This window comes from Streptococcus sp. sy010 (assembly GCF_007859175.1).
Classification (GTDB): domain Bacteria; phylum Bacillota; class Bacilli; order Lactobacillales; family Streptococcaceae; genus Streptococcus.
Genome location: NZ_VOHO01000004.1, coordinates 76,741 through 97,046 on the forward strand (window position 1 = coordinate 76,741; position 20,306 = coordinate 97,046).

22 protein-coding genes are annotated in these 20,306 nt (G+C 36.5%); all 22 read left to right on the plus strand.

Features of this window, described 5'->3' with window-relative positions; all coding sequences use genetic code 11:
• Nucleotides 1-4: 4 nt before the first annotated feature.
• The 22 genes from FRX51_RS04610 (at nucleotide 5) to FRX51_RS04715 (ending at nucleotide 20,299) form a co-directional block, all read left to right on the plus strand.
• The gene (locus FRX51_RS04610) at nucleotides 5-796 is read left to right on the plus strand and encodes a DUF4422 domain-containing protein (protein WP_146496263.1); all 792 of its coding nucleotides are present in this window, start codon (nucleotides 5-7) and stop codon (nucleotides 794-796) included.
• 81 nt (nucleotides 797-877) lie between these two features.
• Entirely contained in the window at nucleotides 878-2,233 is a 1,356-nt protein-coding gene (locus FRX51_RS04615; RefSeq protein ID WP_146496265.1) for an O-antigen polymerase, read from the plus strand.
• A gap of 30 nt (nucleotides 2,234-2,263) precedes the next feature.
• Entirely contained in the window at nucleotides 2,264-3,355 is a 1,092-nt protein-coding gene (locus FRX51_RS04620; protein ID WP_186627127.1) for a glycosyltransferase, read from the plus strand.
• A gap of 15 nt (nucleotides 3,356-3,370) precedes the next feature.
• A complete protein-coding gene (locus FRX51_RS04625) occupies nucleotides 3,371-4,183 on the plus strand; it encodes a phosphorylcholine transferase LicD (protein WP_186603337.1) in 813 nt (270 codons plus the stop codon).
• A 48-nt stretch (nucleotides 4,184-4,231) separates the two neighbouring features.
• On the plus strand, nucleotides 4,232-5,233 hold the full coding sequence (locus FRX51_RS04630; protein WP_146496271.1) for a glycosyltransferase family 2 protein: 1,002 nt from the start codon (nucleotides 4,232-4,234) through the stop codon (nucleotides 5,231-5,233).
• 59 nt (nucleotides 5,234-5,292) lie between these two features.
• Nucleotides 5,293-6,000: a 2-C-methyl-D-erythritol 4-phosphate cytidylyltransferase gene (locus tag FRX51_RS04635; RefSeq protein ID WP_146496273.1), complete on the plus strand. Its 708-nt coding sequence runs from the start codon at nucleotides 5,293-5,295 to the stop codon at nucleotides 5,998-6,000.
• A gap of 2 nt (nucleotides 6,001-6,002) precedes the next feature.
• Nucleotides 6,003-7,025, plus strand: coding sequence for a zinc-binding dehydrogenase (locus FRX51_RS04640; RefSeq protein ID WP_146496275.1), 1,023 nt, complete (start codon nucleotides 6,003-6,005; stop codon nucleotides 7,023-7,025).
• Between the two features lie 52 nt (nucleotides 7,026-7,077).
• Entirely contained in the window at nucleotides 7,078-8,085 is a 1,008-nt protein-coding gene (locus FRX51_RS04645) for a glycosyltransferase family 2 protein (protein ID WP_186627129.1), read from the plus strand.
• Between the two features lie 8 nt (nucleotides 8,086-8,093).
• Complete coding sequence (locus tag FRX51_RS04650) at nucleotides 8,094-9,068, plus strand: capsular biosynthesis protein (protein ID WP_146496279.1); 975 nt, start codon at nucleotides 8,094-8,096, stop codon at nucleotides 9,066-9,068.
• An 8-nt stretch (nucleotides 9,069-9,076) separates the two neighbouring features.
• Entirely contained in the window at nucleotides 9,077-10,123 is a 1,047-nt protein-coding gene (locus FRX51_RS04655; protein WP_146496281.1) for a galactofuranosyltransferase, read from the plus strand.
• A gap of 86 nt (nucleotides 10,124-10,209) precedes the next feature.
• Complete coding sequence (locus FRX51_RS04660; protein WP_146496283.1) at nucleotides 10,210-10,983, plus strand: TatD family hydrolase; 774 nt, start codon at nucleotides 10,210-10,212, stop codon at nucleotides 10,981-10,983.
• Complete coding sequence (gene rnmV, locus FRX51_RS04665; RefSeq protein ID WP_146496285.1) at nucleotides 10,973-11,575, plus strand: ribonuclease M5; 603 nt, start codon at nucleotides 10,973-10,975, stop codon at nucleotides 11,573-11,575. Before FRX51_RS04660 ends, rnmV begins: the two co-directional genes overlap by 11 nt.
• Nucleotides 11,547-12,422 (plus strand): 16S rRNA (adenine(1518)-N(6)/adenine(1519)-N(6))-dimethyltransferase RsmA, encoded by an 876-nt coding sequence (gene rsmA, locus FRX51_RS04670; RefSeq protein WP_146496287.1) that lies wholly within the window; start codon nucleotides 11,547-11,549, stop codon nucleotides 12,420-12,422. The genes rnmV and rsmA overlap by 29 nt, the downstream gene beginning before the upstream one ends.
• A gap of 160 nt (nucleotides 12,423-12,582) precedes the next feature.
• Nucleotides 12,583-13,497, plus strand: coding sequence for an XRE family transcriptional regulator (locus tag FRX51_RS04675; protein ID WP_146496289.1), 915 nt, complete (start codon nucleotides 12,583-12,585; stop codon nucleotides 13,495-13,497).
• Nucleotides 13,498-13,763: 266 nt separating this feature from the next.
• Nucleotides 13,764-14,636 carry a ribosome small subunit-dependent GTPase A gene (gene rsgA / locus FRX51_RS04680; protein WP_146496291.1) on the plus strand — a complete coding sequence of 291 codons (873 nt, stop codon included), beginning with the start codon at nucleotides 13,764-13,766 and terminating at the stop codon, nucleotides 14,634-14,636.
• Between the two features lie 34 nt (nucleotides 14,637-14,670).
• Complete coding sequence (gene rpe, locus FRX51_RS04685; RefSeq protein ID WP_146496293.1) at nucleotides 14,671-15,333, plus strand: ribulose-phosphate 3-epimerase; 663 nt, start codon at nucleotides 14,671-14,673, stop codon at nucleotides 15,331-15,333.
• A complete protein-coding gene (locus FRX51_RS04690; RefSeq protein ID WP_146496295.1) occupies nucleotides 15,326-15,958 on the plus strand; it encodes a thiamine diphosphokinase in 633 nt (210 codons plus the stop codon). Before rpe ends, FRX51_RS04690 begins: the two co-directional genes overlap by 8 nt.
• Nucleotides 15,959-15,960: 2 nt before the next feature.
• Complete coding sequence (rmuC, locus tag FRX51_RS04695; protein ID WP_146496297.1) at nucleotides 15,961-17,232, plus strand: DNA recombination protein RmuC; 1,272 nt, start codon at nucleotides 15,961-15,963, stop codon at nucleotides 17,230-17,232.
• Nucleotides 17,222-18,166 carry a 3'-5' exoribonuclease YhaM family protein gene (locus FRX51_RS04700; RefSeq protein WP_146496299.1) on the plus strand — a complete coding sequence of 315 codons (945 nt, stop codon included), beginning with the start codon at nucleotides 17,222-17,224 and terminating at the stop codon, nucleotides 18,164-18,166. Before rmuC ends, FRX51_RS04700 begins: the two co-directional genes overlap by 11 nt.
• 86 nt (nucleotides 18,167-18,252) lie before the next feature.
• The gene (gene purR / locus FRX51_RS04705; RefSeq protein WP_146496301.1) at nucleotides 18,253-19,065 is read left to right on the plus strand and encodes a pur operon repressor; all 813 of its coding nucleotides are present in this window, start codon (nucleotides 18,253-18,255) and stop codon (nucleotides 19,063-19,065) included.
• 60 nt (nucleotides 19,066-19,125) lie between these two features.
• Nucleotides 19,126-19,446, plus strand: a complete 321-nt coding sequence (yajC, locus tag FRX51_RS04710; protein ID WP_146496303.1) for a preprotein translocase subunit YajC — start codon at nucleotides 19,126-19,128, stop codon at nucleotides 19,444-19,446.
• A gap of 100 nt (nucleotides 19,447-19,546) precedes the next feature.
• On the plus strand, nucleotides 19,547-20,299 hold the full coding sequence (locus FRX51_RS04715; RefSeq protein ID WP_146496305.1) for an isoprenyl transferase: 753 nt from the start codon (nucleotides 19,547-19,549) through the stop codon (nucleotides 20,297-20,299).
• Nucleotides 20,300-20,306: the final 7 nt, after the last annotated feature.

Genomic DNA, 20,306 nt, shown 5'->3' on the forward strand with positions numbered 1-20,306 from the left:
AGAGTTGAAAAACATAAAGATTATTGTCGCTACTCACAAACGTTTTCAAATGCCTGCCGATCAAAATCTCTACGTTCCAGTACATGTTGGTCATCAAGGTAAGGAAGATTTGGGTTATACAGGTGATGACACAGGGCAGCACATTTCACACCTAAATCCCTATTATTGTGAGTTGACAGGACTTTATTGGGCATGGAAAAATATGGATTGTGACTATCTAGGTTTGGCTCATTATCGTCGTTATTTGACAAAAAAAAGCCAAGCCTACCAAGAATCCATTCAAATTGATGATGTTATTTTGTCACAAGCAGATATTGAAAATCTATTAGGTCAAGCAGATGTCATTTTACCAAAGAAACGACGTTATTATATCGAAACCTTGTATTCACATTATGCACACACGCACGAAGCAGAGCACTTAGATGTGACAAGAGAGATTTTGAAGGAGTTGTTCCCTGCAGATCTTGTTACTTTTGACCGTGTCATGAAACAACGTAGTGGCTATATGTTTAACATGTTTATCATGTCAAAAGAGTTGGTCAATCGCTATTGCGAGTGGTTGTTCCCAATCATTGACGAGTTGTATGCACGTTTGGATATTACAGGTTATTCTGCCTTTGATGCACGTTTGTTTGGTCGTGTAAGTGAGCGTCTGTTTAATGTCTGGTTGGCCAAAGAAAACTTGTCTATCAAGGAAGTGCCATTTATGTACATGGAAAAGGTCAACCTGATTCATAAAGGGAAATCATTTTTACAAGCCAAATTTCTAGGTAAAAAATATGGAAAGAGTTTTTAATAAAGACGTCTTTTCATTTTGACGACTAGTAATCAGTTCAAATTAGAAAGGGACAAAAACTATTTTGTTTCTGGAAATGCAATGGTTTTATCTATAATTATTATCCTATCCTTATTATTCTTGATATTTAATTATTATATATCTGATAATGACTTTTTAGCGCCATCAATTGTCTTTATTTTGATGTTTCTTGTGCAATCTGTGATGTGTTTGATAGCAACAAGCTACCTAAACATTACATTTAACATGGAAGTCCTCATCATTTTATTGATTAGTTACTTAATTTTTACAATTTTTAATGTTTATAATGCAGTTATTTTGAAGAAAACCACGAATGTGGTTGCTGGTATTAAGACTGCAACATCTAGAAAATTGTATTTTTTACCCCTATCTTCGTCGGTTTCTTGGATAATTAACGGTTTATCTGTTTTATTAATTTATTCTAATTATAAATTTTTACAAAGATTGTCAAACGCTTACGGTGGAACCCGCTCTTTGTCAGAGATGATTTCACTATATGATCGTTTAACAAAATTTAGACCAGAAGTGTATCGAAGTCTAGGCGTCCATCGTCCTTTTTACTACACAGCCCTATCCTTGCTTGTTTTAGCTGGAAGTTACTTGACCATCTATATTTTAGTTAATAATTTTATTGTCAACAAAAAAATCAACTGGTTACAAATGTTAACAGCTGTGTTGCTTATTATAGAAATGTATTTCAGTGGTAGTCGTAGTCCAATTTTTCGTGTGATTACTTTTGTGGCCTTTTTGTATTATATTTTCTCAATACGAAATGGTTTACAACATCGAGAACGACAGAAGATTTTTAGCAAGTTTCTGCGTTGGGGAATCGTGTTGACGATTGTTTTTCTTAGTACTTTGAGTTTGTATGGTCGAAGTAATTCTTATAGTTTGTTCCATTACTTCTTTATCTATGTAGGAGCACCGCTATGGAATTTAGACACTTTTATACAAACGCATAGTCTGCCACAAATGACACAAGCTTTTGGAGAGCAAACCTTCATTGCGTTTCATAATAGTTTTTTAAGAAGTGGTTTTCTTTTGGATCTCCCCTTTGTAAAAGCCAATGCTGCTTACGGTCTAGGGAATGTCTATACAACTTTTTATCAATTCTTGCATGATTTTGGTTGGTTAGGCTTGGTTCCTTTGGTGACGATTATTGTTTGGTATTATTCAGGTAGTTATCGCAAAATATTGATGACAAAAAATGAGCCAGTTATTGATTTTCGTCTATTTGTCTATGCTTATTTAATCAATGATCTGATTATGTTATTCTTTTCTAATCGATTTTATGAAACCATTCTGCAAAAAAATACGATTCGTTTATTCATTGTCGCTTATTTAATATCGAGTATTTTGTTTGAGCAGGCGATAAAAATTGGTCCATTAAAAATTTCTTTTAGAAAACAAAGATAAGACGATTTTACAATGAAAGAGATAAATATCATGAGAAAAAATGTCTTGATGATTGTTCCAACCTTTAATTATGCAGGTGGGATTGAAAGTTTTGTTATGAATACTCTTCGTTTTATGAATCACGAAGTCTTTCAGATTGATATTATGACACATGAATTAACAGCTCATGATTATGTTAAAGAAGTTGAAAAGTATGGTGGACAGGTTTATCAACTTCCACGCTTTAGTCCACGAAACGTTTCTCAGATTAAAGAAATGTATGAGTCAATCTTGCAAGCGAAAAACTATGATGTTGTTCACTGTAATATGGCTAATGCGGCATTTTTGTATTTGGGAATTGCCAAACGCTATCGTATTCCAGTAAGAATTTTACATAGTCATCAAAATAAAGCAGCTGACAAATTGAGTCATGCGATTAGAAATGTTCCGTTGCTTTATATTGGGAAAAAATGGCTGACCCATCGTATTGCTTGTTCAAAAATTGCAGGTGATTATTTATTTGGTAAAGCACCTTATGATCTTGTTTATAACGCTATTGATTATAATTTGTATCAATTTGATCCTAGTGTCAGACGCGAAGTGAGAACAGAACTAGGTTTTTCAGAATCGGATGTTATCCTAGGTCATACGGGACGCTTAACTCCTCAAAAAAATCAATCGTTTTTGATTCAACTTTTGTCAGATTTGCGTCAAAAATCGTTGGATAAATCGTATCATTTGGTTCTTGTTGGTGAAGGAGAAGATAAGGAAAGTCTGTTGAACTTAGCTGCTACTTTGCAAGTGTCAGAATTTGTCCACTTTTTAGGTGAGCGCAATGACATTCCAAGATTACTGCAAGCCTTTGATTTGTTTGTATTTCCTTCTTTATATGAAGGAGTTGGCATCTCTGTGTTAGAAGCACAAGCGGCAGGTTTATATAGTATTTGTTCAAGCGGTGTGCCAGAAGAAGCAGACATCTCACCAAGTATTGTTCATTTGGATTTGAATGATAAACAAGCTTGGTTAACAGCCATCGACCAAGTTTATCATCGAACAGCTACTCCACCTGTCTTAGATGAAAAATATGATATTCGACAAAATGCGGAAAGGTTAAGTAATCTTTATCATAGCTATTTGTCATAAAGGGAAATGAAGATAATGAAAGAATTGACTACTCGTGAAACGCAAGAGCAAATTTATCAAATATTAAAAGATTTTGTGTCTTTTTGTGACCGTCATCAGTTAGAATACCGTCTATGTGGGGGGACGATGCTCGGTGCCATTCGTCATTCAGGATTTATTCCTTGGGATGATGATATTGATATTTCTATGCCAAGACCAGATTACAATCGTTTTCTAGCTTTAAGTCAACGAGAGCCTATTGGCTCTCATCTTGTTGTGTCTTCTTATGAACAAGGTCAGTTGGATTATCCATTTGCTAAGCTATTAAACACTAAGACAAAGATTGAGAATTCTTTCGTTAATAATGATGGGTCGGATCATTTGTGGATTGATATTTTACCAGTTGATGGTTTGCCATCTGATTCAAATGAGTTAAATCATCATTATCGAAAGATTAAAAGATATCAGCAATTACTTATGGTGTCTCTATCAGCCTTTGGTACAGGTCAATCATTTTTAAAAATGGTAGTCAAATCGATTTTGGGTCCCATATTACGTTTAATTGGTTCAAAATATTTTGGAAGAAAATTAGATGAATTGGCCCAAAAATACCCATATGAAACTTCAGAAAATGTTGGTGTTGTTTCCTGGGGACTATACGGACCATCAGAATCATTAGTCAAATCAGATTATAGTGAAAGTGTTTTGGTAACGTTTGAGGGTGGGCAATTCAAAGCTCCTAAAGCTTGGAAAACCTATTTAACAAATCTCTATAAGGATTATATGCAACTACCCCCAGAAGATAAACGGAAAGTTCATTTGTCTAAAGCCTGGTTATTAGATGATTGATGAGTTTAATATTAGTTATAAAATAACGATACGGATAAAGGAGAATCCATGAATAAAGTTTTAACCATATCAATAGCAGCTTATAATGTCGCCGACTATATACGTGAAACCTTGGATAGCTTAGTTGCCTCAAAATTTATTGATGATTTAGAAATTTTTGTGGTGGATGATGGCGGACAAGATGATACATTAGCTATTGCCCAAGACTACCAAAAACGTTATCCTAATAGTGTTATTCCTGTTCATAAAGAAAATGGAGGTTATGGGACAACTGTTAATTATAGTTTGGAGCATGCGACAGGTCGTTATTTTAAATTACTTGATGGTGATGATTGGGTTAAAACAGAATCTTTGGATCAATTGGTTGAACAATTAAAGAAGATTGAGACGGATTTGGTAGTGACACCTTTTCTTAAAGGTCCTAGCATGGCTGAGATGGAGCTTCAGGATTATAGTTCACAATTACCGATAGCAAAAGAGCAACAGCTTAGTGAGCTTATGAATCCGCCAATTCTAGGAATGTGGGCGATGTGCTATAAAACAAGTGTTCTTAGAGAATCTGGTTTGAAATTACCAGAAAAACTGTTTTATACAGATCAGATTTTTTGTACGATCCCTATTCCATTTGTGAAAACGATCCAATACTTTGATTTTCCAATCTATTGTTATCGTTTAGGTCGTGATGGTCAAAGTGTTAGTAAGGAATCTCGTATAAAAAATGCTCAAATGACGTTGGATATTTGCCAAGAATTGACAAGTTATATTGCTAAATATAAGGAACATGAGAACTATCCGTATCTTTTAAAACGTGTATCGTCGTATTATTTATCAGCATTAAAAACAATTTTACTATCCCCTATATCTGCTGATACGATTTCTCGTTTTAAGGCGTATGATCAGTTGATCAAACAACTTTCTCCAGAAATGTATCAAGTTATCGTTTCAGAGGGTAAGTTTGGTAAAATTGTTCGTATGGCACGTCAAACCAATTATCTTGGTTTGTGGTTGTTGTCTATTATATACAAAAATGGAATTAAAAATTGGGCATAATGTGACTCATTTGGTAAATGAAATTATGTCTGCCACTAATGGCTTTGAAAGGATAAAAGATGATTTATGCAGGAATTTTAGCAGGTGGTAAAGGAACAAGGATGGGCCTTCAAGATATGCCTAAGCAATTCTTAGAATTGGGAAATCGTCCTATCTTGGTACATACACTAGAAAAATTTATCTTGGTACCTGAGATTGATGTAGTGGTTGTGGGTACGCATCCAGATTGGTTAACTTACACAGAAGATTTAATTGATAAGTATTTGGCTGCTTATAAGGAAAGAATCCTAGTAACAGCAGGTGGAGCAGATCGTAATACAACGATTAAACATATTATTGAATGTATTGATCATCACTATCCAATTACGGCTCAAGATATTATCATTACACATGATTCAGTTCGTCCATTTGTTAGTCTAAAGACTATTCAAGAAAATATTCGATTGGCACAGATAAGTGATGCAGTAGATACGGTAGTAGAAGCGACTGATACAATTGTGCAAAGTCGAGATGGCCAAGTGATTTCAGAAATTCCAGAACGACAATACCTCTATCAAGGGCAAACGCCACAAAGTTTTAAAATGGTTGATTTCCTAGACTTGTATCAAGACCTTTCTGAAGAAGACAAGCAAATTTTAACAGATGCTTGTAAAATTTTTGTCATCAATGACAAACAAGTAGCCTTAGCCAAGGGTGATTATGCTAATATAAAAATCACCACAGTTACAGATTTGAAAATCGCTAGAAGTATGATTGAGGAAAATTAACTATGTTAAATCAAGTGTATCAGTTGATTAGACCGAAGACGATTTCTATAAAATATCAAGATTTATCTATTGATATGTCTGATAAAGTATTGATTAAACCTCACTATATGGCGATCTGTCATGCGGATCAACGCTATTATCAAGGCAAGCGTGATCCAAAAGCATTAGCCAAAAAATTGCCGATGGCTCCCATTCATGAAGCTAGTGGTATCGTATTGGCTGATCCAACAAATACTTATAAACCTGGACAAAAGGTAGTGATGATTCCTAATCAACCACCTCATCTTGGAGATGAAACGTTTTATGAAAATTACCTCAACGGTTTACATTTCCTCTCTAGTGGATTTGATGGTTTTATGCAGGAAACAATTGCTTTACCTGTTGATCGTGTGGTTCCTTATCAAGATATTGCCGATGAAATAGCTGCCTTGTCAGAATTCTCTAGTGTTAGTATGCATGCTATTGCTCGTTTTGATCAACTTGCTCATCACCAACGAGAACGTGTGGTCATTCTAGCAGATGGTAGTTTGTCTTATGTTTTAGCAACTGCTTTACACTATCGTTTTCCTGATATTAAAATAACAGTCATTGGTCGTAATCTAGAAAAACTACGTCTATTTAATTTTGTAGAATCAACCTATTTGACTAATGAAGTACCAGACGATTTGAAATTTGATCATGCCTTTGAGTGTGCAGGAGGTCAAGGAAGTGAACCTGCCATCAATGACATTATCGATTATCTCAAGCCTCAAGGTACAGTTGTTTTAATGGGAGTTAGTGAGAATAAGATTGCGATTAACACCAGAGATATTTTAGAAAAAGGCTTGACAGTCGTAGGGTCATCAAGATCTGGTCGTAAAGATTTTGAAGCAGCTGTCGAGATGTTACAAGACCAAACCATTCAGAATCGTTTGAAAAATATCATTTATCTTGAAGCACCAGTTCAATCAGTAGATGATATTCATCGTGTTTTTGCAACAGATTTGACAACCTCTTTTAAAACAGTATTTAAGTGGGATATTTAGACTGATTTTTACGAAATCATATTATCCTTGATTGATGTAAGAAAGAATAATCGTGTCTCAAAAGTTAGTTAGTTTTATCATACCTGTTAATCGTTTAGATCAAATCATTAGACGAACCTTGTATAGTATTATAAATGCGTGCTCATTTGACCTTTCAATGATTGAAATCTTGATTGTTGAAAATGGAAAAGCTATTTCACTTAGCAAGACTTTACAAGATGTACTAGAGTCTTATCCGGATCTGATTGTTTTATTACAATCTAAGGAGCATGTTTCTGCTGCTAGAAATATAGGAATTCAACATAGTCGAGGTCGCTGGTTGGTTTTTGTTGATGCAGATGATGAACTGGTACCACAACACATGTCTGAGCTTGTTCAAGAGTTGCAAAATTCCCAAGCTGATTTTCTGGTATGTGATTTTTTTAAAAGCAATCAGTTGCTTCAATTATCTGTTTTATTATCTAATAAAACATTAGAAGAACAAAAGCGTCTTATGATTAGTAAACCAACGTTATTCATGACCGTTTGGAATAAATGTTTTTCTCGTGAGTTTATTATTAAGCAGCAAATTTTCTTTGATGAGCGTCTGCGTTTAGCAGAAGATGGTGATTTTATGTTGAATGTTTTGAGTCAAACAAGAGGTTTTAAAGTCTTTGCTCATCCATATTATCGTTATTATCAACATAGTCAATCCACGATGGGACGATTTGATGATAAGAGTAAGGATTACATTCAAGCAATGGTGCTCGCTAAGGAAAAATACTCAAGCTTACTAACGTTTCAAGGGGGATTAGAAAAGTATATATTGACACATTTGAATTTGATTCTTGTTAGAGAAACATTCAATTATCAAAATGATCAAAGTTTTCGAGATAAAAAGAAAGCATTGCAAGTTTTGATGGAACACCCTATTTTCAGAACGAGCTTGAGTCGTCTTTCGATTAGTTCATGTGTGTCTTTATATTATTTAACGATTGTGTTATTAAAATTACGTTGTCATACGTTAGTAGGCGTGGTTTGTACACTGAAATCTTATGTCAATAGCAAACGAATAACCTGATAGATTTTATGGAAAAAATAGATATTGTAGTACTATGGGTTGATGATAAAGATTTAGAATGGCGTCAGTTAAGAGATGTTTATACAAATACGGTATCGTCAGAGATTACAGAACGATTGTATCGTGACTATGGCACCTTTCAGTATTGGTTTAGAATGATTGAAAAGAATGCACCTTGGGTCAATCAGATTTATTTGATTACGCATGGTCATCTGCCACCGTGGTTGAAGCAAGATCATCCTAAATTGAAGATTATCAATCATCGTGATTATATTCCAGAGATGTATTTGCCGACATTTAATTCTAATGTGATTGAGTTAAATTTACATCGCATTGACTCACTGTCAGAGAATTTTATTTTGTTTAATGATGATACCTTTGTTATTAAACCTATTGCGCCTTCTGATTATTTTCAAGGCCAATTACCAAAATTATCTGCTGTTTATAATACGATAGTTCCTTTTGAGAGCTTTTCTCGAGTAATCTATAATAATGTGGAAGTATTAAATCGTCATTTTAAAACAAAAGCTGCTTTGAAAAAGAGTTGGTGGAAATTTTTTAATATTGCCTATGGTAAAGACATGCTAAGAAATATCTGTTTACTACCATGGGGTTTAACTGGTTATGTTAATTATCATCTTCCTAGCCCACTAAAAAAATCAACTTTGACGCGATTATGGGAGTTAGAGTATGATGTGTTACATGAAACCAGTCAACATCATGTTAGAGATAATCGAACAGACATCAATCATTGGTTACTGAATTACTGGCAGATTGAAACAAATCAGTTTATGCCTGCTCCTACATGGTTTGGCCAGTATATGACAGTTAATGAAATTCATGCACTAGAGAGAGCATTCAAAAACAATAAGACAGCTGTTGTTTGCGTGAATGACTCTCAAGATACTGATGAGAAAAATTTTCAAGATCTACTAAAATTATTTGAAGAATATTTCCCTGAAAAATCATCTTTTGAGCAATAGGAGGACAAATGGATTATATTATTGAAACAAGAAATAAGGGTCAAAAGCATGCTGGAGCTAAGGCACCAGATGACATTGTAGCGATTTGCCAAAAACGTGGCATGGGAACATTTAGTTTTCCAATTTATCCATCACATTTACATAAGTTGATTCGTCAATTTTGGATGTTATTTACTTGTGTGAGAGTCTGGTTGATGATTTTAATGAAAACTAAATCAGGTGACCGAGTGATTTGGCAACATCCTATTTATGGAATTCGTTATGCTTATTTTTTCATTGGTTTGATAAAAAAATGGAAAAAAGTAACCTTCATTGCTTTAATTCATGATTTAGAGAGTTTGCGTAGTACTGGTGGTGATTTCCATCTGATGAATTCTAATACCTCTGCCATAGCAGATAAGGGATTATTATCTCGTTGTGATTTTGTGATTAGTCATAACCAGTTTATGACAAATTATTTATTGGAATTAGGTATTGTAAAAGAAAAAATTGTTAATTTAGAGATTTTTGATTACCTTTATAAAGATGTTCCAGATCGCGATACAAATTTGGGAACACCATCTGTTTTGATTGCGGGGAACTTAGGCCCGGTTAAAAGTCCTTATATTTATAAATTATTAGAGTTACCAATTGATTTGAGATTATATGGGATTTTATATGAGGGAGATAAGGATGACCCACGCTATAAGGGGGCATTTCCACCAGACGAGTTAATTGAACATTTGGATGCGAATTTTGGTATTGTTTGGGATGGTACTTCACTTGAAGAATGTACGGGAAATACAGGACAATATTTACGTTTTAATAATCCACATAAAACCTCTCTTTATTTGGCTGCCAAGCTACCTATCATTGTGTGGCGACAAGCTGCAATTGCGACATTTGTGTTAGAGAATGGTGTTGGTATTGCAATTGATCGCTTATCAGATTTGCCTCAAGTATTGGCGAATATGTCACAAGAAGAGTATGCTGAAATGCTCAATAATGTTAATCAGATTTCAGAACGTATTCGAACAGGTTATTATACCAATAAAGCCTTAGATGCTTGTCAATAAATAAAAACTCGTTGATTAACGAGTTTTTATTATTTTCTGGTCTATGATATAATGGAACAAGATATAGAGAGATAGAAAGTAAGTAAATGAATATTTTTGATACGCATACTCACTTGAATGTGGAAGCATTTTTTGGTAAAGAGGCAGAAGAAATCCTACTAGCTAAGGAGCTTAGTGTCACCAAAATGAATGTGGTTGGTTTTGACCGTCCTACCATTGAGCGTAGTTTGATGTTGGCTGAGCAATATGAAGATATCTATGCGACAATTGGCTGGCACCCGACAGAAGCTGGATCCTATGATTTAGCTGTGGAAGAGTTTATCAGCCAGCACTTAACTCATGATAAGGTGGTTGCCTTGGGTGAGATTGGCTTGGATTATTACTGGATGACTGCCTCAAAGGAAAAGCAAGTAGAAGTTTTCCAGCGTCAGATAGAGTTAGCTAAAACTTATGATTTGCCTTTTGTTGTTCATACACGTGATGCTATGGCAGACACTTATTCAGCCATAGCAGAAGTTGGTGTTGGGGCAGCAGGCGGGATTATGCATTCTTATTCGGGTTCTTTAGAAATGGCAGAGCAGTTCCTTGAGCTTGGCATGATGATTTCATTTTCAGGAGTGGTAACCTTCAAAAAAGCGACAGACGTTCAGGAAGCAGCGACATATTTACCCTTAGACAAGATATTAGTTGAAACGGATGCTCCTTACCTTGCCCCTGTGCCTAAACGTGGTCGTGAAAATAAAACGGCCTATACACGTTATGTTGTTGAAAAAATAGCAGAATTGCGTGGATTGAGTGTTGAAGAAGTAGCAACTGCAACTTATGAAAATGCTATGAGGGTGTTTAAACTTGACCAATAAGATAAAAATTCAAGAAGTTATTGTGGTTGAAGGCAGAGATGATACGGTTAATTTGAAACGATTTTATGATGTTGATACCTATGAAACACGAGGCTCAGCCATCAATGTTGAGGATATTGAACGGATTAAAAAATTGCATGAGCATCGTGGCGTGATTGTCTTGACTGATCCAGATTATCAAGGGGAACGGATTCGACGGATGATTACTCAAGCGATTCCAACGGTCAAACATGCTTTTGTCAACCCAGATGAAGCTGTGCCAGAATCTAAAAGTAAGGGGCGGTCTTTGGGTGTTGAACATGCTAATTTTATAGATTTAGAAAAAGCCCTGCATGGCTTGCGTGGCCAAGGTCAAAAAACACGCTCATTTAATATTAGTCAGACAGATTTGATTCGTCTAGGGTTGTTGATGGGTGCAGATAGTCGTCAACGTCGAGAATATTTGGGTCAAAACCTTCGTATTGGCTACTGCAATGGGAAACAACTATTGAAACGTTTGGAGCTTTTTGGGGTGAATTTGCAAGAGGTTGAAAAATGTATGAAAGATTATGAAAGGAAAAGGGATGAGAATAGCAGACTATTCAGTAACTAAAGCTGTTTTAGAACGTCATGGGTTCACATTTAAGAAGTCTTTTGGTCAAAATTTTTTGACGGATACTAATATCTTACAAAAGATTGTGGCGACAGCAGAGATTGATAAGGGGGTCAATGTCATTGAGATTGGTCCAGGTATTGGGGCCTTGACTGAATTTTTGGCAGAACAAGCAGCAGAGGTCATGGCTTTTGAAATCGATGACCGCTTGCTTCCGATTTTAGCTGAAACCTTGACTGATTTTGACAATGTCCAGGTTATCAATGAAGACATTTTACAAGCTGATTTGCAGGAGCGAATTAAAGGTTTCAAAAACCCGAATTTGCCTATAAAAGTTGTGGCTAACTTGCCTTATTATATTACCACTCCTATTCTGATGCACTTGATTGAGAGTAAGATTCCTTTCAGTGAGTTTGTGGTGATGATGCAAAAGGAAGTGGCTGATCGTATCTCTGCCCAGCCCAAGACCAAGGCTTACGGTAGCTTGTCTATTGCTGTTCAGTATTACATGACGGCTAAGGTCGCTTTTATCGTGCCTCGGACAGTTTTTGTGCCTGCTCCTAATGTGGATTCTGCTATTTTGAAAATGGTTCGTCGCAAGGAACCGTTAGTGACTGTTAAAGACGAAGACTTTTTTTTCCGTGTGGCCAAAGCGTCTTTTGTTCATCGACGTAAAACCCTATGGAATAATTTGACTAATTATTTTGGTAAATCAGATGATGTCAAGATTAAACTTGAACAAGCCCTTACTCAAGCTCAGTTGGCAGTAAATTTAAGAGGGGAAGCCTTATCTATTGAAGAATTTGCTCGATTAGCAGATTGTTTATGGGAACAATTCGCTCATTAAGTTGTAACACCTTATCTTAATAAGATAAGGTGTTTCCTTTTTTTGAAATCAGTTTCTAAAAAAGAAGAAAAATTTTCGAGTTATTGCTTACGCTTTCATTTTATGAAAAAACATGTTAAACTTAGGTTGTTAGGATATAAATATGCATAAGAGGGAAACGATGGACAAAAAGGAAGTCATTGGCAATAAAATCCGTGAGGAACGCAAGAAAAAAGGGTTAACTCTTGAGCAGTTTTGTGGCACTGAAACAGAGTTGACGGTAAGACAGCTCATGCGGATTGAACAAGGCAAGTCCCTACCAACCTTGGTTAAATTGGAATACATTGCTGAAACATTGGGACTTTATGTGACAGATATTTTGGGTGAAAATAGTATTCAGATTCCAGAAGAATACTTTGAGAAAAAGTACCTTTTGTTTAAGAGTAGTTCTTATGGTGATGCCGAGCGAATTGCAGAGAAACACCGCATCATTGAAGAAATTTATCAAGATTATTTTGATTTTTTGCCAGATGAAGAACTGTTAACCTTAGATTTGATTGAACGCTTGTTAGATTGGCGAGTTAATCCTCAAGGTGAAAGTGGAGATTCGTTGTTTGCTGATTATTTTGGACAGGTTCTCACCAAAAAGGTTTATGTGTTGAATGATTTACTTTTACTACAATATTATGCGGTACAATGTCAGGATATTACTTATGAATCAAAAAAATTAGAAACTTGTTTTAAAAAAGTGCTACAACAAGGCATACAAGGAAATGAATTTTATAATGTTGCATTACTCGGAGTTCTAAGTGCATTTGCTGCCGTTTATCTTGTAAATCAAGATTATGAAAAGATGTTGCAGGCAGTTGAACAAATGGATAAGATTATTCAACAAACCTTGCAACAGGTGTATCGACCAGTGACCTTATGTTTTAGAGCTAAGTATATTACTTATCAGCTTCAAGATAAAGTAAAAGCTGAAAAGACCTATGACATGGCAATTTTATTGGCTCAAGACATGGGAGATGACATTCTTTTGGCTAATTTAGTCAGAGAAAAAGACATGGATTTAGCACATTTAAAGAACAAAAAGTGACATCTATGTCCTGTTGTTATTTTTGTTTTATAATATAATGGTGGTATCATAATAAGAAAGGATAACAGATATGAAAAAGCTATTAGTGCTTCAATTTGTTTTTAGTATTTGGCTTCTTATTACTGGTTAGTATAATGATTGATAAGAGAACATTTGTTCTCTTTTTTTATCAAATGATAGAGATTTGGTAAGAGGTATGACATTATTAGGTGTTAAGACATTTTTTTGCTATAATAAAATAAAGACAAAAGGGTAAAGGAGATCATTTGCAAGGAAGAATTGTTAAGGCTTTGGCTGGTTTTTATTATGTTGAGTCAGAGGGTGTGCTATATCAGACACGAGCGCGTGGTAATTTTCGTAAAAAGGGTCAGACTCCTTATGTTGGCGACTGGGTTGATTTTTCAGCTGATGAAAATTCGGAAGGCTATATTTTAGCGATTCATGAGCGACAAAATGCTTTAGTTCGTCCTCCTATTGTCAATATCGATCAAGCTGTCGTTATCATGAGTGCCAAGGAACCAGATTTTAATGCCAATCTTTTAGATCGTTTTTTAGTACTTTTGGAACACAAAGGCATCAAGCCCTTGATTTATATTTCAAAAACAGATTTACTAGAAGATACTCAAAATCTTTCAGAAATAGCCAGTCATTACCAAGCTATTGGTTATGAGTTTATAACTGAGATGGCTGACTTATTGCCTTATTTATCTGACTGTGTAACAGTTTTTATGGGGCAAACTGGTGTTGGAAAATCAACGCTGTTAAATAAGTTGGCACCAGAGTTAGCTTTGGCAACGGGTGAAATTTCTGATAGTTTGGGTCGAGGTCGTCATACGACCAGAGCAGTCAGTCTTTTTCATGTTTATGGTGGTCTCATTGCAGATACCCCTGGTTTTAGTGCCTTGGATTATGAAGTCACTACCAGTGAAGACCTCAATCAAGCTTTTCCAGAGATTAAACATCATTCAGCTAAATGTAAGTTTAGGACTTGTACACATACGCATGAACCAGCTTGTGAGGTCAAATCGGCTGTTGAAACGGGTCAAATTTGGCAGATGCGTTATGACAATTACTTGCAACTGCTCAGTGAGATTGAAAATCGACGTGAAACTTATAAAAAGACAATCAAGCGCCAGTAAAGAAAGCTGACGTTTTCATTAGAAAGAGGAAAAAATGAAACGAGTTAACCATATTGCACCATCTATTTTAGCGGCAGATTATGCTAATTTAGCAACTGAACTTAAACGCATTGAAGAAACTGGTGTTGATTATGTGCATATTGATTTGATGGATGGTCAGTTTGTTCCTAACATTAGTTTTGGAACGGATTTGGTTGCAAGTATGCGTAAATACAGCCAATTATTTTTCGATTGTCATTTGATGGTGGTGCAGCCAGAACGTTATATTGATGCTCTGGCTCAAGCTGGTGCGGATATGATGACCATTCATACAGAGAGTACGGTTCATATTCATGGAGCCTTGCAAAAAATTAAGGCAAGTGGCATGAAGGCAGGAGTTGTCATTAACCCAGGAACTCCTGTTAGTGTATTAGAACCTGTTTTGGAGTTGGTGGATCAAGTCTTGATCATGACGGTCAACCCAGGATTTGGAGGTCAAGCCTTTATTCCTGAAATGATGAAAAAAGTTGAAGCGGTGGCAGCTATGCGTGAGGCTAGTGGCCTAGATTTTGACATCGAAGTTGATGGTGGTATTGATGACACAACGATTGGTCTAGCTAAGGCTGCAGGGGCTAATGTTTTTGTGGCAGGCTCTTATCTCTTTAAGGGCGATTTGTTGGCACAGGTCAATACGTTGCGTGAGGCTCTGAATGACTAAGGTTGCCTTGTTTGCAGGTGGTGACTTGTCTTATTTTACTCGTCAATTTGATGTGTTTGTTGGGGTTGACCGTGGTAGTCTGTTTCTTTTGGAACAAGGTTTGGCTTTAGATTGGGCGATTGGCGATTTTGACTCAGTGAGTTCAGAAGAATTTGCGAGAATTGAGGCGTCGGCAGGTCATCTCATAACAGCACCTCGTCATAAGGATGATACGGATACTGAATTGGCTTTGATTAAGATTTTTCAAGCCTTTCCAAAAGCAGAAGTGACGATTTTTGGTGCCTTGGGAGGTCGTTTGGATCACGCCTTGACCAATATTTTTCTACCAAGCCATCCAGAACTGAGTGCTTATGCTCATCAGATTTGTCTAGTGGATGACTTAAACCAAGTGACTTATCGACTGGCTGGTCAACATGAGTTGTATCCAGAAGCAAATTTTGATTATGTTTCTTTTTTGGCAGAAGGTTCAGGAATCTTGCAACTAGAAAATGCCAAGTATCCCTTGAATGAGGCGAATTTTTTTGAGCGAAAAATCTATACCAGTAATGAGTTTTTGACAGGTCCGATTAAACTTAGCCTAACGGATGGTTATGTTATCATAATTCAAACAAAAGATAGGAGCTGATAATGGAAATCCTTTTCTTAATCATACTGATTTGCTTGGGTCTTGCTTTGATAGTCTTGTATCGCCGTTTGGTCGAATTGCAGAGCAGTTTACAAGAAAATTTGGATAATCAGTCTGATCGATTATCAGATCAACTCACCTATCAACTGGATTTGGCTAATAAGGAGCAACTGCTCAGCTTGTCCAATCAGTCTAATCAGCAACAAGCCGAGTTGTATCAACAGTTGACTGATGTTCGTGACGTTTTGAATCGCAATTTGACTCAGCAACGTGATTGGTCGGACAAGAGAATGGAAAGTATCACGCAACAATTAAATCAAGCCGTTCATACTATGCAAACCTCCAATGAAGAACGTTTGGAGCAAATCAGACAAACCGTTGAAGAAAAACTAGAACAGACCCTTCATCGCCGTCTGCAAGCCTCCTTTGAAACGGTTTCTCTTCAGTTGGAAAATGTTAACAAAGGTTTGGGCGAAATGCAGAATTTGGCGCGTGATGTGGGAAGTTTGAGTAAGGTGTTGTCTGGCAGTAAAACCCGTGGGATTTTAGGGGAATTGCAGCTGGGTCAAATCATCGAAGACATGCTTAGTCCTCAGCAATACGAACGAGAGTTTGCTACCGTTAATGGCAGTCAGAATCGAGTAGAGTATGCCATCAAGTTACCTGGTCAAGCTCAAGGTCAATTTGTGTATTTGCCAGTTGATGCCAAGTTTCCTTTGGATGACTACTACCGTTTGGAAGAAGCGTATGATTTAGGAGATAAGCAAGTGATTGCTAAGGAGAGAAAACAGCTTTTAACCAGTATCAAAGGATTTGCCAAGGATATTGCCAATAAATATCTCAATCCACCAGAAACGACTCAATTTGCCATTTTATTTTTACCGACCGAAGGGCTTTATGCTGAAGTCGTGCGACAGGCTAATTTCTTTGATGCTCTTAGACGTGAACAACACATTTTAGTGGCTGGGCCAAGCACCTTGGCGGCGCTTCTTAATTCTTTATCAGTCGGTTTTAAGACCTTGAATATTCAAAAAAATGCCCATGACATTAGTAAGATTCTGGGCAATGTTAAGACAGAATTTGGAAAATTTGGTGGGTTATTGGAAAAAACTCAAAAACAACTTCGTACAGCGAGCAATAGTTTAGATAGTTTGATGACCACTAGAACCAATGCGATTGTTCGAGCTTTAGATAAGGTTGATAGTTATCAAGATCAAGATACAGCCTTTTTACTGGGAATTTCTCAACTAGGAGGAGAGAATAATGAAAATTAGTCAGATGAAAAAAGACCAGAACTTTGAAGGATTTTACCTTATTAAAACAGCTGAAGTTCGTAAAACACGTGCGGGTAAGGATTATATCGCTCTAACTTTTCAAGATGATAGTGGTGAGATTCAGGGCAATCTTTGGGATGCTCAACCTCACAATGTCAAAGAGTTTATTGCTGGTCGAGTGATTTATATGACAGGACGACGCGAGGTTTATAATGGTACGCCTCAGGTAAATCAATTAAGTTTACGTTTGCCCATGGAAGGAGAGCCGTCAGATCCTAGTTTGTTTAAGGAAAAACCACCTGTCAATGTGAACGAAGTCAGAAATTACTTGGAGCAGATGATGTTTAAAATTGAGCAGGCAACTTGGCAACGAATTGTTCGTGCTCTTTATCGTAAATATGATCAAGCTTTCTATCATTTTCCAGCTGCTAAAATCAATCACCATGCTTTTGAAACAGGTTTAGCCTATCATACGGCAACTATGGTTCGTTTAGCCGAAAGTATCTGCCAAATCTACCCTAATCTTAATTCAAGCTTACTATTTGCAGGTATCATGCTACATGATTTAGCCAAGGTTTTAGAACTATCAGGACCAGATCAAACAGAGTACACTTTAAGAGGTAACTTGTTAGGGCATATTGCTTTAATCAATGAAGAAGTGACAAAGATTGTTTTAGAATTAGGATTGGATGATGAGCGAGAAGATGTCGTGATGTTACGACACATGTTACTCAGCCATCATGGTCAGTTGGAATATGGCAGCCCAGTTCGTCCGCATTTAATGGAGGCTGAAATCTTGCATATGATTGATAATATTGATGCCAAAATGATGATGATGACAACTGCCCTCAATCGAGTGGATGATGGTGAATGGACAGCCAAACTTTTTGCTATGGAAAATCGTTCTTTTTACAAACCCAAATTGGACCAATAAAACCTTAGAACATTGTTGAAAACAATGTTCGTTTTTTGTATAATATTATCATATAATGACAGAAAGATATGAAAGAGAAGAAGCCTATGAAAATAAGACGAAGTGAGCGTATGGTGGTTATTTCCAATTATTTGCTCAATCATCCTTATAAATTAACAAGTCTTAGTTATTTTGCCGAACAATATAACTCAGCTAAGTCATCTATTTCTGAAGATATTGCCATTATCAAACGGGCTTTTGAAAAAACTTCTGTTGGTGAAATAGAAACCTTAGCTGGAGCCAGTGGTGGTGTGATATTTCGTCCAACTATGGATCAAGCTGAAGCCCGTCAGGTTTTGGAAGAGCTAAAAGAACTCTTGGCTCAGAGTGATCGCATTTTACCAGGAGGCTATATCTACCTATCAGATCTTTTGAGTACGCCTCGTATTTTGAAAAATGTCGGTCGAATTATTGCTAACCATTTTCGTCATGAAAAAATTGATGTGGTGATGACAGTAGCAACCAAGGGTGTACCTCTAGCTAATGCAGTAGCCAATGTTCTTGACGTTCCTTTTGTCATTGTTCGCAGGGATTTGAAAATCACAGAAGGCTCAACCGTATCAATCAACTATGTCAGTGCTTCTAGTGACCGTGTAGAAAAAATGTTTCTTTCTAAACGCAGCTTAAAACCAAATAGTCGTGTTTTGATTGTTGATGATTTTCTTAAAGGTGGGGGAACTATTACAGGCATGACGAGTCTGTTAGCAGAATTTGATTGTGATTTGGCAGGCGTAGCGGTTTTTGCAGAAAATAGCCAAGAAGAACGTGAGGATTTGACCTATAAGTCATTGCTAAAGGTGTCGAAAATTGATATGAAACACAATCAACTCACAGTTGAAATGGGCAATATCTTTGACTGATTATCTTGTCAGTCCATTAAAAATTTGATATAGTTAGAGGTGCATTAAAGGAGGATTAAAATGCCATTATCAACCCTATTGATTTTTGTAGCCATGTTTGGACTCATGTTTTGGATGCAAAATCAACAAAAAAAACAAGCCAAAAAAGCAGAAGAAGAACGCCAAAATTTAAGCAAAGGTGATCAAATCGTAACTATCGGTGGCATGTACGCTGTCGTTGACGAAGTTGACTTGGCTAATAATAAGATTGTTTTAGATGTGGATGGTGTTTATTTACCATTTGAATTGACAGCCATTAAACGTGTCGTAGCCAAAGGAACAACTCAGGCTGCTAGCCCTGTCGTTGAAGAAGCAAGTGAAACAGCTATTGTAGAAGAGTAGGATTAGCCTACTCTTTTTGTGTAAAATGAACAAGTGACTAGCAAAAGCACCTTAAAATATGATAAAATAGTAGTAGTTCTAACAAGTAATAAGGAAATTTATGTTTACATTTAAGAAAAAAAAAGTTGTTGAGGAAGGTCTAGAAAAAATCCCTCAGCATATTGGCATTATCATGGACGGTAATGGTCGTTGGGCTAAAAAAAGATTGCAACCGCGTGTCTTTGGTCACAAAGCTGGTATGGATGCTTTGCAGGCTGTCACAATAAAAGCAGCAGACCTGGGTGTCAAGGTACTGACTGTCTATGCTTTTTCAACTGAAAATTGGTCTCGTCCAGAAGATGAAGTCAAGTTCATTATGAATCTTCCTGTTGAGTTTTTTGATCGCTATGTCCCGGAGTTACATCAAAATGGTGTACGTGTTGAGATAATAGGTGAAACAGATCGTTTACCCAAAGAAACCTTAGTTGCCTTAAATCAAGCACGCGAGTTAACTAAGGATAATCAAGGTTTGATTTTGAATTTTGCCTTGAACTATGGTGGTCGTAGAGAGTTGACCTTGGCAGTACAAGAATTGGCTCAACAGGTGGCTGATGGAAAACTGACAGCGACGCAGATAACAGAAGAAATGATTGCCGAGAATCTGCAGACGAAGAACTTACCAAAAGCTTATCAAGATCCAGACTTGGTGATTCGAACGAGTGGTGAGTTGCGTTTGAGCAATTTTTTACCTTGGCAGGCAGCTTATAGCGAGTTTTATTTTACAGAGGTGTTGTGGCCTGATTTTGATGATGAACAGTTATTGCTAGCACTAGTTGACTATAATAAACGTCATCGTCGTTTTGGAGGTCTTTAGAAGGGAA

Coding starts and splice junctions, on each gene's coding strand:
- purR (WP_146496301.1), top strand. CDS start 18,253: ATGAAAATAAGACGAAGTGAGCGTATGGTGGTTATTTCCAATTATTTG.
- FRX51_RS04625 (WP_186603337.1), top strand. CDS start 3,371: ATGAAAGAATTGACTACTCGTGAAACGCAAGAGCAAATTTATCAAATA.
- yajC (WP_146496303.1), top strand. CDS start 19,126: ATGCCATTATCAACCCTATTGATTTTTGTAGCCATGTTTGGACTCATG.
- FRX51_RS04700 (WP_146496299.1), top strand. CDS start 17,222: ATGAAAATTAGTCAGATGAAAAAAGACCAGAACTTTGAAGGATTTTAC.
- rmuC (WP_146496297.1), top strand. CDS start 15,961: ATGGAAATCCTTTTCTTAATCATACTGATTTGCTTGGGTCTTGCTTTG.
- FRX51_RS04615 (WP_146496265.1), top strand. CDS start 878: ATGGTTTTATCTATAATTATTATCCTATCCTTATTATTCTTGATATTT.
- rpe (WP_146496293.1), top strand. CDS start 14,671: ATGAAACGAGTTAACCATATTGCACCATCTATTTTAGCGGCAGATTAT.
- FRX51_RS04650 (WP_146496279.1), top strand. CDS start 8,094: ATGGAAAAAATAGATATTGTAGTACTATGGGTTGATGATAAAGATTTA.
- FRX51_RS04630 (WP_146496271.1), top strand. CDS start 4,232: ATGAATAAAGTTTTAACCATATCAATAGCAGCTTATAATGTCGCCGAC.
- FRX51_RS04635 (WP_146496273.1), top strand. CDS start 5,293: ATGATTTATGCAGGAATTTTAGCAGGTGGTAAAGGAACAAGGATGGGC.
- FRX51_RS04675 (WP_146496289.1), top strand. CDS start 12,583: ATGGACAAAAAGGAAGTCATTGGCAATAAAATCCGTGAGGAACGCAAG.
- rsmA (WP_146496287.1), top strand. CDS start 11,547: ATGAGAATAGCAGACTATTCAGTAACTAAAGCTGTTTTAGAACGTCAT.
- FRX51_RS04620 (WP_186627127.1), top strand. CDS start 2,264: ATGAGAAAAAATGTCTTGATGATTGTTCCAACCTTTAATTATGCAGGT.
- FRX51_RS04660 (WP_146496283.1), top strand. CDS start 10,210: ATGAATATTTTTGATACGCATACTCACTTGAATGTGGAAGCATTTTTT.
- FRX51_RS04715 (WP_146496305.1), top strand. CDS start 19,547: ATGTTTACATTTAAGAAAAAAAAAGTTGTTGAGGAAGGTCTAGAAAAA.
- FRX51_RS04690 (WP_146496295.1), top strand. CDS start 15,326: ATGACTAAGGTTGCCTTGTTTGCAGGTGGTGACTTGTCTTATTTTACT.
- FRX51_RS04640 (WP_146496275.1), top strand. CDS start 6,003: ATGTTAAATCAAGTGTATCAGTTGATTAGACCGAAGACGATTTCTATA.
- FRX51_RS04655 (WP_146496281.1), top strand. CDS start 9,077: ATGGATTATATTATTGAAACAAGAAATAAGGGTCAAAAGCATGCTGGA.